The organism is Tessaracoccus sp. SD287, assembly GCF_017355265.1.
Taxonomy (GTDB): Bacteria; Actinomycetota; Actinomycetes; order Propionibacteriales; family Propionibacteriaceae; genus Aestuariimicrobium.
On record NZ_JADIJQ010000002.1, the window covers coordinates 78,698 to 92,246 of the forward strand.

General features: G+C 69.2%; 11 protein-coding genes and 1 tRNA gene. 9 read left to right on the forward strand and 3 right to left on the reverse strand.

What is annotated here, in order from left to right:
• Nucleotide 1: 1 nt before the first annotated feature.
• The 3 genes from IPV09_RS01430 (at nt 2) to IPV09_RS01440 (ending at nt 2,333) form a co-directional block, all read left to right on the forward strand.
• Nucleotides 2-631: a DMSO/selenate family reductase complex B subunit gene (locus IPV09_RS01430; protein ID WP_207473145.1), complete on the forward strand. Its 630-nt coding sequence runs from the start codon at nt 2-4 to the stop codon at nt 629-631.
• A gap of 1 nt (nt 632) precedes the next feature.
• Nucleotides 633-1,547, forward strand: a complete 915-nt coding sequence (locus IPV09_RS01435) for a DmsC/YnfH family molybdoenzyme membrane anchor subunit (protein WP_207473146.1) — start codon at nt 633-635, stop codon at nt 1,545-1,547.
• A 99-nt stretch (nt 1,548-1,646) separates the two neighbouring features.
• The gene (locus tag IPV09_RS01440) at nt 1,647-2,333 is read left to right on the forward strand and encodes a molecular chaperone TorD family protein (RefSeq protein ID WP_207473147.1); all 687 of its coding nucleotides are present in this window, start codon (nt 1,647-1,649) and stop codon (nt 2,331-2,333) included.
• Here the strand turns inward: IPV09_RS01440 and IPV09_RS01445 are convergent.
• Nucleotides 2,330-3,256, reverse strand: coding sequence for a cation diffusion facilitator family transporter (locus IPV09_RS01445; protein WP_207473149.1), 927 nt, complete (start codon nt 3,254-3,256; stop codon nt 2,330-2,332). The two genes, IPV09_RS01440 and IPV09_RS01445, sit on opposite strands and share 4 nt — an antisense overlap.
• 70 nt (nt 3,257-3,326) lie before the next feature.
• Here IPV09_RS01445 and IPV09_RS01450 point away from each other — a divergent pair.
• The 3 genes from IPV09_RS01450 (at nt 3,327) to IPV09_RS01460 (ending at nt 5,592) form a co-directional block, all read left to right on the forward strand.
• Nucleotides 3,327-3,411: transfer RNA gene (locus IPV09_RS01450), tRNA-Ser, on the forward strand.
• Between the two features lie 172 nt (nt 3,412-3,583).
• Nucleotides 3,584-4,318, forward strand: coding sequence for a hemolysin III family protein (locus tag IPV09_RS01455; protein ID WP_207473151.1), 735 nt, complete (start codon nt 3,584-3,586; stop codon nt 4,316-4,318).
• Nucleotides 4,319-4,860: 542 nt separating this feature from the next.
• A complete protein-coding gene (locus IPV09_RS01460; protein ID WP_207473153.1) occupies nt 4,861-5,592 on the forward strand; it encodes a hypothetical protein in 732 nt (243 codons plus the stop codon).
• 282 nt (nt 5,593-5,874) lie between these two features.
• Here the strand turns inward: IPV09_RS01460 and IPV09_RS01465 are convergent, their stop codons facing one another.
• Entirely contained in the window at nt 5,875-7,635 is a 1,761-nt protein-coding gene (locus tag IPV09_RS01465) for a BCCT family transporter (RefSeq protein WP_207473156.1), read from the reverse strand.
• An 88-nt stretch (nt 7,636-7,723) separates the two neighbouring features.
• Nucleotides 7,724-8,305, reverse strand: a complete 582-nt coding sequence (locus tag IPV09_RS01470; RefSeq protein WP_207473157.1) for a 4'-phosphopantetheinyl transferase superfamily protein — start codon at nt 8,303-8,305, stop codon at nt 7,724-7,726.
• A 53-nt stretch (nt 8,306-8,358) separates the two neighbouring features.
• Between IPV09_RS01470 and IPV09_RS01475 the strand changes: the two genes are divergently transcribed.
• From IPV09_RS01475 to IPV09_RS01485, 3 genes are read left to right on the forward strand one after another with little or no spacing between them, the layout of a single operon-like run.
• Nucleotides 8,359-10,986 carry an AMP-binding protein gene (locus tag IPV09_RS01475; RefSeq protein WP_207473158.1) on the forward strand — a complete coding sequence of 876 codons (2,628 nt, stop codon included), beginning with the start codon at nt 8,359-8,361 and terminating at the stop codon, nt 10,984-10,986.
• Nucleotides 10,983-12,032: an iron ABC transporter substrate-binding protein gene (locus tag IPV09_RS01480; RefSeq protein WP_370590174.1), complete on the forward strand. Its 1,050-nt coding sequence runs from the start codon at nt 10,983-10,985 to the stop codon at nt 12,030-12,032. The genes IPV09_RS01475 and IPV09_RS01480 overlap by 4 nt, the downstream gene beginning before the upstream one ends.
• Nucleotides 12,016-13,542, forward strand: a complete 1,527-nt coding sequence (locus tag IPV09_RS01485; RefSeq protein ID WP_207473159.1) for an iron ABC transporter permease — start codon at nt 12,016-12,018, stop codon at nt 13,540-13,542. Before IPV09_RS01480 ends, IPV09_RS01485 begins: the two co-directional genes overlap by 17 nt.
• The last annotated feature ends 7 nt before the right edge of the window (nt 13,543-13,549 follow it).

The following is a 13,549-nucleotide window of genomic DNA, read 5'->3' on the forward strand; positions in this document are numbered from 1 at the left end:
GATGGCCAACTTCAAGCAACTCGGGTTCTCGTTCGACCAGGCAAAGTGCACCGGCTGCAAGGCCTGCCAGATCGCCTGCAAGGACAAGAACGACCTGCCCGTGGGCGTGACCTGGCGACGCGTCGCCGAGTACACCGGCGGCGGCTGGGTCACCAATGAGACCGAGGGCACCGCCACCCAGGACGTCTACAGCTACTACACGTCGGTCTCGTGCAACCACTGCGAGGACGCCATCTGCATGGACGTCTGCCCGACCACCGCGATGCGTCGCGGCGAGAACGGCATCGTCTACGTGGACGCCGAGGTGTGCATTGGCTGCAAGTACTGCGCGATGGCCTGCCCGTACTCGGCCCCCCAGTTCGACGCCGCCAAGGGCGTCATGACCAAGTGCGACTTCTGCATGGACCGCGTCGCCGAGGGCGGCGAGCCGGCCTGTGTGGCGTCCTGCCCCACCCGGGCGCTGAGCTTCGGCGAGATCGTCGACCTGCGCCAGGCCCCCGGCGCCACCGCTGACGTGGCCCCCCTGCCCGACCCCGGCATCACCAAGCCGAACCTGGTCGTGCTGCCCCATCCCAAGGCCAAGCCGTCCGGTTCGAAGGCCGGCGCGATCGGCAACCCCGAGGAGATCTGACATGACCCACGAAATGCCTCTGGTGATCTTCACCATCGCCGCAGCGTTGTCGGCGGGCTCATTCATCACGCTGGGCATCATCCACGTCCTCGGCGCCCGGGTGCCGCAGAAGGTGATGGACAGGGTCACCGACCCGGCCCTGTACGCGATCGGTCCGCTGCTGCTGCTCGGCCTGATGGCCTCGATGTTCCACCTCGGTTCGCCGCTGCGGGCGATCAACTCCATTCGTCACTTCCCCGATTCGCCGCTGAGCGTCGAGATCGTGGCCGGCATGGCGTTCCTCGGCCTGGGCGCCCTGTTCGCGGTGCTGCAGTGGTTCAAGTGGGGTGGACACCGGCTGCGCCAGATCGTGGCCATGGTCACCGCCCTGGTGGGCGCCTACCTGGTCTACGCGATCAGCCAGGTGTACTCGCTGCGGACGGTGCCCGCCTGGGCCACCTTCCACACCCCGCTGCGCTTCTTCATCACGGCGCTCCTGGTCGGCGGTCTGGCGGTGGGCGCGGCCCTGGTGATCGCCACCTATGTCCGCGAGAAGAGGGGCCAGCAGGTCGGCGACCGGGAGCAGACCCTGGTCCGCCGCTCGCTGGAGGGCATTGCCCTGGGCAGCATCGTGATGATGGGCCTGAAGTTCATTGGCCTGCCCGCCTACATCGGCTACCTCGGCACCCACGAGGACCCAGCCGCCCAGGCGTCGTTGCGCATCCTCACCGAGCAGTACGGCTTCTGGTCGGGATCCCAGACCGTGCTGGTCTTCCTGGCCGTGACGCTGATGAGCGTGCTGCTGTACCTGCTGGCCCGGGGCAAGGACATCAAGATCGTCATGTACCTGGCCGTGGCAGCATTCGCCCTGGTACTGGTCGGCGAGTTCATCGGACGCCAACTGTTCTACGCGGCCATGGTGCGCACCGGCATGTAGTTGCCGGGCGCAGACCGCGCCCACCCACCGTGAATGTCCCCCTGCGCCGCTGGTTCAGGGGGACACTCTGTGCACCGACTCATTCTCTGGAGGACTGTTGTGACAAGCGTTGACCTGGGCACCCCCCGTCGCGTCCCGAGCACTGACGACCTGGACGCCGTCGCGGCCGCGTGCGCCTTTCTGGCGAACCTGCTGCTGCGCATTGAGTCGGCACCCGAAGTGGTTGCCAACCTTGACGCCGACCAGGTCGCCGCGTGGCCGCTGGCGGGGGCGAACCCGTCCACCGACGCAGGACTGGCGGCCCTCGACCTGGCGATTGCCGAGCCCGCCTCCGCCGAGGAGTTGGAGGCGGACTACCGCCAGCTGTTCGTCGGGCCCGGCACCCTCGCCGCCCCGCCGTGGGAGTCGGTGCACCGGGACGACGAGGGCCTGATGTTCCAGGAACAGACCATGAACGTGCGCCACGCCTACGCCGAGTTCGGCCTGCAGGCGCCGGCGCTGAACAAGGAACCCGACGACCACATGGGCCTGGAGCTGGCCTTCGTCGGCGAGCTCGCCGTGACCGCCCTGAATGCCGCCGAGGCCGGGGACGTGGTGGGTCAGTCCACCCTGCTCGAGGCGATGGCTTCCTTCTGCGAGCAGCACCTGGCGACCTGGGGTCCGCAGCTTGGCCGGCTGATCGTGGCCGGGGCAACCACCGACCTGTACCGGGCGGTCGGGCACCTGCTGGAGGGCAGCATCGAGGCCTTCGGCACGATCCTGGGATCGGCTGCTGGTACGCGCTAGTCGTGGGCCGCGGCGCACTGGCGTTCACGCAGCGCCGCGGTCTCCAGCTGGATGGTGGAGTGCTGGAACGAGACCGGGAAGTGTTCCCTGAGACAGGCCTGGATCTGGCCGAGGATGTCGGGCGCGTGCCCCGATTCGAAGCACTGGTCGTCGACCACGACGTGCGCCGAGATCACCGGCAGCCCGGTGCCGATGGTCGACGCGTGAAGGTCGTGGACATCGCTGACGTGGTCAAGGTCGAGCACGTGGCGGCGGACCTCGTCGAGATTGACGTCCTGGGGGGCGAATTCCAGCAGCACCCGCAGGGTCTGGCGCAGCAGGCGGAACGCCCGGGGTGCGATCAGGGCAGCGATGAACAGGGCCGCGACGGTGTCGGCGCGCTGGAAACCGGTGGTCTGGATGACGATGGCCGCGATGATCACGCCCACCGACCCGAGGGCATCATTGACGACCTCGAGAAAGGCCGCCTGCATGTTGAAGTTGGCCCCCCTGCCCGCGGACAGCACGGCGATGGCGGCCACGTTGGCGGCCAGCCCGATGATGCCGAAAACCAGCAATTCGCTGCCGGGCACGATCGTCGGTTGGAACAGGCGGCGAATGCCCTCGAGTGCGGAGTAGATGCCCACGGCCAGCAGCAGGACGGCCTGGGCCAGGGCCGCGATGACCTCGACCCGGGCGAACCCCCAGGTGCGGGCGCTCGTGGGTGGACGGAGCATCATGGAGGCCGCCACCAGCGCCACCGCCAGTCCAGAGGCGTCAGCCAGGGCATGGGCGGTGTCGGTGAGCAGGGCCAGGCTTCCGGTGAGCACGCTGCCGATGGCCTGGGCGAGGACAATGCCGGCGGTGATACCGAAGGCGATGGCCAGCCGAGTGCGCGCGCGCCCGTCGGTTCCCACGGGGGAATGGCTGTGGTCGTGACCCATTCGTCGGACCATACCCCAGCCCGCGGGGCCCGGTTCGCGCCGCACGTGCTGCTCCGATAAGCTGTGCGGCGGAGGATTCGCCTAGTGGCCTATGGCGCTCGCTTGGAAAGCGGGTTGGGTTCACGCCCTCACGGGTTCAAATCCCGTATCCTCCGCGTGAGGAATCAGCGCCCCTCCTGACCGCGGTCGGGAGGGGCGTCTTGATGTTCGCCTCCAGGGGTGCACTGCCGGCAGCGCCCGCACGCCCCCGCGTAGACTGAGGGCGTCGCGCCCGTGTTGCCCTCGTGACCCACGGGGCTCGAGCGCCCCTCACGGAAGGCGCGCCGGTTGAACACCACGTCCCACACCACGGACCGCTCTCACCGTCCGACCGAAGACCCCGACCGGACGATTCCTCGGAGTCGTGACGGCAGCATCCACGTGACCGACGAGCGATTCAACACCATGTCGCACCTGGTGGGTGCCTGCTTCGCATTGGTCGGGGCCGGGTTGCTCATCTCACAATCCGCTGACCAGGGTGACCCGTGGAAGATCGTCGGGTTGGCGATCTACGGATTGTCCTTGGTGGTGTTGTTCGTCGCCAGCGCAGTGCACCATGGCATCGACGCCGGGGCCCGGGTGAACGAGGTGCTGCGCACGCTCGACTACGCCTCGGTGTACTTCCTGATCGCCGGGTCGCTGACTCCCCTGGTGCTGGTGTTGTTCCGCAACGTGTACGGGTGGACCGTGCTCGCAGGGGTGTGGCTCATTGCTGTGGCAGGAATCGTCCTGCGTTCGGTATGGCGACAGAAGGTGCCGAAGTACATCACGAACACGCTGTACATCTCAGTCGGCTGGGTCACTGCGCTGCTGGTCGGGACTGCCACGCACCTTTCGCTGGGCGCCCTGGCCCTGATGGGCGCCTCCGGCGTGATCTACACCGTGGGCTTCGCCGTCTACGTCGCCGAACGACCGAACGTCCGACCCGGGGTCTTCGGCTTCCATGAGTTGTGGCACGTCCTGGTCATGCTGGCCGCACTGTTGCACTACCTGCTGGTCTACTTCTACGTCCTGCCCGCCTGAGCGGTCCCAGCCGTCCCTGGTCCCCGCCAGTGCAACACATGGCAACAGCTGACCGTCCGGGGACGAGAGCGACGACTATTTCAGTGCGGAGAGGTTCCGCCAGACGACCCGGACAGCACGGCGAAGAGGCCGCACTCACGCTGGCGGGAGTGACCCAGGGAGATGCACATGTGGAAGAAGTTCCGTGTCGCGGCTGTCGCCGCCACCACGATTGCGAGCCTCGTGCTCGCCGGCTGCGGCGGCCCCCGATGACTCGGGTGGGGCGTTGTGTCGTTCCGGGGGTGGAACCCCCTGTTACCGACCGTGTGCGCCTGGCCGAGCGGATAGGGATCGCTGGTGGCGAGACCCGCGCACCGCCCCACATGTCAACACACAAGTCCCCCAGAGCACACGCCCTGTCATAGTGCAGGGCTCGTGCTCTGGGGGACTTGTCTGTTCACACCTCCTGGCTCATGGGTCGCGGCGGATACTGACCGCCGGGGCCTGCAATTCCTGTCAGCGACGGCTGATAGACCTGTGGCACAGCGTGAGAGAGGACCACCATGGGCACCCCGTTCCTGTTGTTGACCGGTGTGGTGTGGGCCACCGCCGGCAACCTGATCCAGACCCGCGTGCAGGAACCCGCGGACGGTGGGACCGTTCGGGCACTGACTGCTCTCGGGTGGGCGTTGTTGTGGCCCGTGCTGCTGGTGGTCAATGGCGGCACCCGAACGGTCCCCGGGGTCGACGAGCAGGAGTCGGTCGAGTACGAGTCCGACCCGGTCAGGATCGCCGAACTCGAGCGTGAACTGGGATTGGCGCTGCCCGAGCCCACCCCACCAGCACCAGCACCAGACCCGGCGCCGCTGGCACCTCCGGCACCCACACCACGCAGGACACCCGCGGCGAAGCAGCTGCCCCAGCTGGCCGGGACGAGTGCCTCGGCCTGCACCCTGCCCACCTTCGAAACCGACAACGCCTTCGACGACGCCTATGGCATCACCCTCCGCGGGGGAGAGAACCGGGACAACCTGGCCGAGCTGACTGCCACTCTGGCGGACCTCGCCAGCATTCCCACCACGTTCCTGAAGTCCACCGAGACCCACACCGGTCCGGAGATCCTGGGGATGGCCGAAGTGTCGCTGCGCCGCATCGGACGCATCGAGGGCTCCCTCACACCCCTGTTTGCCGGGCTCACCTTCGCCGACTACGGACGCGCCCGCAAGGGGTGCATCCAGGCCCGAGCTGCGATCGGCGACGTCCTCGACACGATGGCCCTGTCGGGGCGTCTCTGACCGGCCCGAGCAGCTACCGGCGTCCAACTACCGGTCCGCGGTTCACTGGCCGAGCGGCGCGACCTGGACGCCCCGCTGCGGCTGGCCCTGCGCTTGGAACGGTTCAGACGCTCACCACCCGTCAACAAACAAGTCCCCCAGAGCACGCGGCCTGTCATAGTGCAGGGCTCGTGCTCTGGGGGACTTGTTTGTTCACGCGTCGACGGCTACTGCTCGGGGTCGGGCGAGCGGCGGGGCTCCGCCTCACCCTCCCCGGCAGGGGCCACCGCCAGCGAGGATCCCTCACCGTCGGCGTCCGAGGGGTCCACCGACAGGGCATCGGAGCGTGCGGTGGTCACCACCACCGGTGTCTCCGGGGCGTCGGTGGTCGCCAGCGAGAAGGTGCCGTCGTGCTCCTCGACGGCCTCGATGACCGATTCCTCCAGCACCGTGGACGCCAGTCAGCGCCAGCAGCAGCACCAGCATCACAACCACGAACGGCAGCGCGCTGACGATGGTGATGTTCTTCAACCCGTTCAGCGCAGTCGCCGGTTCATCACCGCCGGCCATCAGCATGATCGCCGCCACGGCCCCGGTGGCCACGCCCCAGAAGGCGACCAGACCGGTGCGCGGCTCCTCGGCGCCACGTTCCGAGAGCCCGCCCATCACGATGGACGCACTGTCGGCGCCGGTCACGAAGAAGATCGCGACCAGCACGATCGCGACGACGACCAGCACCAGGGTGATCCAATCGGGCACCCGCAGCTTGTCGAGCATCTCGAACAGGATCAGGTCGAAGTTGATGTCCGGTGCGCCGTCGACCAGGCGTGCCAGCAAGCGGTCATCATTGCCGGCCACCTCGGCGCCGCGCTGGATGCCGATCGCGCCGCCACCGAAGATGGCGAACCACAGCAGCGACACCGTCGAGGGCACCAGCAGCACGCCGGCGACGAAGTCACGGATGGTACGACCGCGCGAGATGCGGGCAATGAACATGCCCACGAAGGGGGTCCACGAGATCCACCACGCCCAGTAGAAGACGGTCCACGAACCCAGCCAGGCCGACACCTCGGACCCGAGGGCGGGGGTGCGGGATGCCATCTGCGGCATCTGGTCAATGAAGGACCCGACCGCGTTGGGAATCACGTTCAGGATGAACAGGGTGGGCCCGCCCAGGAAGACAATGACGGCCAGCACCACGGCCAGCAGCATGTTGATGTTCGAGAGGCGCTGGATGCCCTTCTCGATGCCGGCGACTGCCGACGCCACGAAGGCCGCGGTCAGCACCGCGATCACGACCACCAGCAGGATGGTCGTGGACTGCTCGACGATGCCGCTCGCCTCGAGGCCGCCGCCGATCTGCAGCGCCCCCAGACCCAGGGACGCGGCCGACCCGAACAGCGTGGCAATGATGGCCAGGATGTTGATCACCCGTCCGCCCCAGCCGTTCACGGCGCGTTCGCCGAACAGCGAGGTGTACATCGAGCTGAACAGCTGCGCCCGTCCCATCCGGTAGGCGCTGTAGCCCATCGCCAGCCCGACCAGGGCGTACATGGCCCACGGGTACAGCGTCCAGTGGAACATGGTGGTGGCCATGGCCGTCTCGAGGGCCTGGGCCGTCTGCGGATCGGTGGTGTCCGGCGGCGGGGCCATGTAGAAGAACAGCGGTTCGCCGACGCCGTAGAACATCAGTCCGATGCCCATGCCGGTGGCGAACATCATCGCGATCCACGACGAGGTGCGAAATTGCGGCGTCTCGCCATCGCGACCCAGCGGGATGTCGCCGAAGCGGCTCAGCGCCACCCAGATGACGTAGACCAGGAAGATCGACCCGGCGCCGACGAACAGCCAGCCGAAGGTGGCCATCGTCCAGTTCAGCGCATCACCGGAAAACGCACCAAGCTTCGCCGGCGCCACCACGCCCCAGGTCAGGAAGGCGATGACGACGGTCGCGGCAATGCCGAAGACGGCCCAGTCAATGCCTGTGCCATGTTTCGCCGGCCGTCGGCGGATCGCGTGGTCGAACTGCTCCAGCAGCTCGGCAGAGCGACGACGTCTGGGCATGGAAACTCCTCGGGGCAGACACGCAAAACATCCCCTCGACCGGCGAGGGGACCCAAGCACGGTAACAGGTGCGCCCCTCGACCCCTCCTCAAATGTGATCCACGTCACTAGCGACGTGGTGCTCCACCACCTGCACCGGACCGGCACCGGCCACCACCAGGGCCGCCCGGTACCCGTCCAGCGGAGCGTCAAGGACCACCGAATGCGATCCACCGCTGTCCCCTGCTCCAGCGTTCCCACCCGCCAGTTCGACCCCGACCTTCAGCCGGGCCTCGGCGAGGACCCACCCCGCGATGTCGACCTCTGCGCGGGCACGTTCCACATCGATCCCGACCGGGGCTCCGGCGCAGGTCGCGACCGCCACCAGCACCCCGGCGTGGGCCACCGACAGGTGTGGTCCGGCGCCGTCGGCCACCGTCGGACGCCCGTGCTGCCGCCGGCACTGCGCACAGGTGCGGTCGATCTCGACCAGTGCGTCGTCGGCTAGACCCCGGGCGTGACGCACCGCCGACTGCAGCAGCAGTTCACCAACGAGTCGGCGTCCGCGCGCCGCCTGGTCGTCCAGTTCGTCCAGCCTGGCCCGTTCGGCGGCAGGCAGGCGCTGCGCAGCACTCATCTCGGCGCTGCGCAGGTCGGCCCACCACACCTGCACCACTCTCGGTTGCGTCACATTAGACAACTCTCGCCTTGTCTATATCCGGCTAGTGAGGCTACCCTAACGAGGTGCCCCAGCTCCTGACGCGACCGACCCTGACGGGTCACTCCCCGCTTCCGCTGCCCGGCACCGTCGACCCCCACCGGCCCGCGCTGGTGGATCCTGACGGGGATGTCATCGACCACGCGGGCCTGCGTCAACGGGTCGAGGAGTTCGCCGCCGCGTTGCCCCCCGCCCTCGACGCTCGGCTGCTCACCCACGTGCGACTGCGTCCCACCCTCGACAGCATCGTGGCCTACCTCGGCGTCCTGGAGGCCGGTCACGTCGCCCTGGTCACCAGCGACCAGACGCACGGGGCGCTGCAGCGCCACTGGCCTGCAGACCTGCTCGTCGATGACGACACCGTGAGCAGAACCTCCTCCTCGCCGGCGTACCTGCTGCATCCCGACCTGGCGTTGTTGCTCAGCACGTCCGGCAGCACCAGTTCGCCGAAGCTGGTCCGCCTGTCACACGACAACCTGCTCAGCAATGCCCGTGGCATCGCCCACTCGCTGGGGCTGGGCGCCGAGGACCGTGGCATCACCAGCCTGCCGCTGCACTACACCTACGGCCTCTCGGTGCTGCACAGCCATCTGGCCGTCGGGGGCAGCGTGGCGCTCACCGACCAGTCCGTCCTCGACCACGGGTTCTGGGACGTGGTGGACGCGGGGGTCACGACCCTGGCCGTGGTCCCCCACATGATCGAACTCGCCGAGACCACCGGCGTCCTGGACCGGCCCCATCCCTCACTACGGCTGATCACCCAGGCCGGCGGACGGATGGGCCCCGAGCGGGTCGCGCGGACGACGGCCCTGGGCCGCACCCACGGCTGGGGTCTGTCGCTGATGTACGGCCAGACCGAGGCGACGGCCCGCATCACCGTCCAGCACCCCGACATCACGGTGGGCTCGCCGGGCACCGTGGGCCGTCCCCTGCCCGAGACCACGATCACGATCGACACCCGGGTGCCCGAGGCCGACCGTGAGGCCGGGACCGGTGAGATCGTCGTCCGCGGTCCTGGGGTGATGCTCGGCTATGCCGACCATCCCGACGACTTGGCCCTGGGCCGGATGGTCACCGAACTTCGTACCGGCGACCTCGGCGGCTGGCGCGACGGCCTGCTGCAGATCGTGGGCCGACGCTCCGGATTCGTCAAGGTGTTGGGGCTTCGCATTGACCTGGGCAGGGTGGAGGCAGCGCTGGAACGCTCCGGCCTGGTCGCCTGTGTCACCGGCGACGACACCGGCCTGAGGGTCGGCGTCGAACCCGTGCCCGGCCAGAGCGTTCAGCACACCAGCACCCTGGCCCGCAGGCTGGCTGCCGACGCCTGCGGGCTCGGCGTCGGTCACGTCCGGGTCGCTGTCATCGGTCTACCCCGGCTGGCCAGCGGCAAGCTGGACCGCGCCGGCTGCGACCTGCTGATCCGTGGTTCCGACCCCGATGAGTGCGCCGGGACACGCCAGCAGATCGACTCCCCCGGTGTGGCGGTCCGGGCCGCCGCGGTGCTGCGCCGGGTGCTGGGACGTGACCAGATCGACCTCGAGTTGTCCTTCGTCGCCCAGGGGGGCGACTCCCTGAGCCACGTCCAGGCCGCACTGGCGCTCGGCGAGCTGCTGGGCGACCTGCCCACCGACTGGCACCACCGGCCCTTGGCCGAGCTGGTCCGCGAGGCGGAAGTCCGGCACCGCGACGACCCCGCCACCCCCACCACCCGCGGACGCCGCAGCTGGCGGCGGATGGAGACGACCGCGGTGCTGCGCGCGCTCGCCGTGGTGATGATCGCCGGGTCCCACGCGCACCTGTTCCGACTTCCCGGTGGGGCGCACACCCTGATGGCCGTCGTCGGGTTCAACGCCGCCCTGTTCGGGCTGTCGGCGCTCGGCATTGGCCAACGGTGGCGGGGCACCGCCCGACTGCTGATCGGCATCGCCGTGCCCACCATGGCCGTCGCCGCACTTGGCATGGCCACCGGACGCTACGGCGTGGCAAACCTGCTGCTGGCGAACTGGGCCACCGGTGACGTGAACCGGCTGCAACGCAACGAACTGTGGTTCGTCGACGCGGTGGTGCTGTGCCTGCTGGTCACCACCGCCGTCCTCTCGGTGCCGACCCTCAGCCGCTTGTGGGCATCGCACCCCTGGCGGGTCTCGTTGGGGCTGCTGCTGGTCGGGCTGGTCAGCCGGTTCGCGGTGCTGGGCCTGTTCGAGGGCACCCTGCGCGGCATCATGCCGACGGTGTTCTTCCTCTTCGCCGCCGGTCTGGCCCTGGCGCAGGCCCGGTCGAGGGGCCAACGCCTGCTCACCCTGGCCCTGGCCGCCGTCGGCGTCATCGACTTTTTCCCCGGCGACCTGCTGCGCAATGGCATCATCCTGGCCGGCATCAGCGCGCTCGCGCTGCTGCGCACGGTGCCGGTTCCGGCGATGCTGGTCACCCCCGTCTCGGTGCTCGCCGCCGCCAGCCTGCACGTCTACCTGGTGCAGTTCCACATACTCGACTGGCTCGGACGTCCGCTGCTGGGCACCGTGCTGTCCGTGGCCGTCGGGGTCGCCCTGTGGCGCCTGAGCGAGCGCCCCATCCGACGGCTGCAAGCCCTTGTCCCCCACCGAGCCGCCCCCGCGGCACCGGTCAGCCCCGAACCGCGAGGAACCCTGCTGTGAACCTGCCACCCATCCGGGACACCCGACTGACCCGCCGCGTGCTGCTGACCTCGCTCGCGGTCACTCCGCTGGCCCTGGCCGCCTGCAGTTCCGGTTCCGAGGACGGCGGCACCGACCCGGACGCCCTGCAGATCTACTCCAGCCAGCACCAGAACGTCACCGACGCCTGGGCCGAGGCGTTCACCGAGAAGACTGGCATCAAGACGCAGGTCCGCGCCGGGCAGGACTCGTCCATGGGCCATCAGATCGTCCAGGAGGGCGACAAGAGCCCCGCCGACGTCTTCCTCACCGAGAACTCCCCGGCGATGACGCTGGTGCAGCGCGCCGGGCTGCTCGCCCCGGTGGCGGCCGCCACGCTCAGCCAGGTGCCAGCGTCGGCGGCCCCGTCCAGCAAGGACTGGATCGGCATCGCGGCCCGGTCGACGGTGCTGGTGTGGAACCCGTCCAAGATCAGCAAGTCCGAGCTGCCCGTCTCGATGATGGACCTGGCCGACGCGTCCTGGAAGGGTCGCTGGGGCTGCGCCCCCGGCGGCGCCGACTTCCAGGCCATCGTGGCTGGCATGCTGGCCGACCGCGGCGAGCAGGAAACTGCGACCTGGCTGGAGGCCCTGCAGTCGGGGGCCAAGGTGTTCCAGAACAACATCGCCACCATGAAGGCCGTCAATGCCGGCGAGGTGCCGGTCGGCATCATGTACCACTACTACTGGTACCGCGACCAGGCCGGGAACAAGGAGGGCTCCGGCAACACGCAGCTGCACTACTTCGGCAAGAAGGACCCCGGCGCGTTCGTCTCGCTGTCCGCCGGCGGCGTGCTGAAGAGCAGCGACAAGGCCGACCAGGCCCAGCAGTTCCTGGCCTTCGTCACCTCCCCCGAGGGCCAGCAGGTACTGGTCACCTCGAAGTCCATGGAGTACGCCGTCGGCAACGGGGTGGCCTCCGACCCGGCGCTGCCGCCGCTTGCCAGCCTGGACGCTCCGCCCGTCGACCCCTTCACCCTGAACTCCGACCAGGTGACCAAGCTGATGACGGATGCCGGCATCTTCTGAGCGCTGGTGGCTGCGGGCAGCGGCTGCGACGGTGGCGGCACTGGTCTTGCTGCCGATCGTCGTCGTGCTGGGCTCCGCGCTCGGGGACGAGGGCGTGGGCGCTGCCCTCGACTACCTGCTGCGTCCCCGGATCGGTCGTCTGCTGGGCAACACCTTCGTGCTGATGGCGCTGACCGTCCCACTGTCGGTGGTTCTCGGGGTGGGCGCCGCCTGGCTGGTGGAGCGCACCGACCTGCCGGCCGCCGGGGTCTGGCGCACCCTGATGCTGGCGCCGCTGGCGATCCCCGCGTTCGTGTCCAGCTACACCTGGATTTCGTGGCAGCCGGGGCTGGTCGGGCTCGGCGGTGCCGCCCTGGTGACGACCTTGGCGTACTTCCCCTTCGTCTTCCTGCCGGTGGCAGCACTGCTGCGCACCCTGGACGCCGGCGAGGAGGAGGTCGCGCGCTCCCTGGGTCTGGGACCGGTCACCGCGTTCCTGCGGACGGTGCTGCCGCGGCTGCGTCCGGCGGTGAGCGGCGGGGCGCTGCTGGTGGCGCTGCACCTGCTCGCCGAGTACGGCGTGCTGTCGATGATGCGCTTCCAGACGTTCACCACAGCGATCCTGCAGCAGTACGCGGTCGGCTTCAGCAGCCAACAGGGCTCCCTGCTGGCCTCGGTGCTGCTGCTGTTGTGCCTGCTGGTGCTGACGGTCGAACTGGTCGTGCGCGGCCGCGGCCGGATCGCCCGGCTCGGCAGCGGCGCGGTCCGACGTCCGGCGCCGCTGCCGCTTGGCCACTGGACGGCCCCGGCGATGGGGGTGCTGGCCGGGTTGGTGGGCCTGTCGGTGCTGGTGCCGGTGGTCATGGTGGTGCGGTGGTTGGTGGTGGGCACCAGCCAGTCCGGGGCCGTCGCCGACGACCTGTGGACCGCGACCGGGACGACCTTGGGGCTGTCGCTGCTCGGCGGGTTGGTGGCGGTGGTGCTGGCGCTGCCGGTGGCGCTGATGCTGAGCCGCCGCCATGGGCTGCTCGCGGTCCTGCTGGAACGGGTGACCTACATCGCCAGTTCGCTGCCGGGCGTGGTGGTGGCGCTGGCACTGGTGACGGTCGCGGTGCGGTGGGTGCCGGGGATCTACCAGACGGTGACCTTGCTGGTGCTCGCCTACGCCGTGCTGTTCCTGCCGCGTGCCACCGTGGCGTTGCGGTCGGGGCTGGCCGCAGCACCCCCGGAGCTGTCCGAGGCAGCCCGCTCGCTCGGGCAGGGCAGTCTGGCCGTGCTCGGACGAGTGGTGCTGCCGTTGGCGGCGCCGTCGGTGCTGGCCGGATTCGTGCTGGTGGCGCTGGCCATCTCGACCGAACTGACCGCCACCCTGCTGCTGGCCCCCTCGGGGGCTGAAACCCTGGCGCTGGCATTCTGGGCCGCCAGTGACGAATTGGACTATGCCGCGGCGGCTCCCTACGCGGCGGTCATGATTGCACTGTCGGTTCCGATGACGGTGCTGCTGCGACGCCAGATCACACGGCAGGGATGAGGAGTGC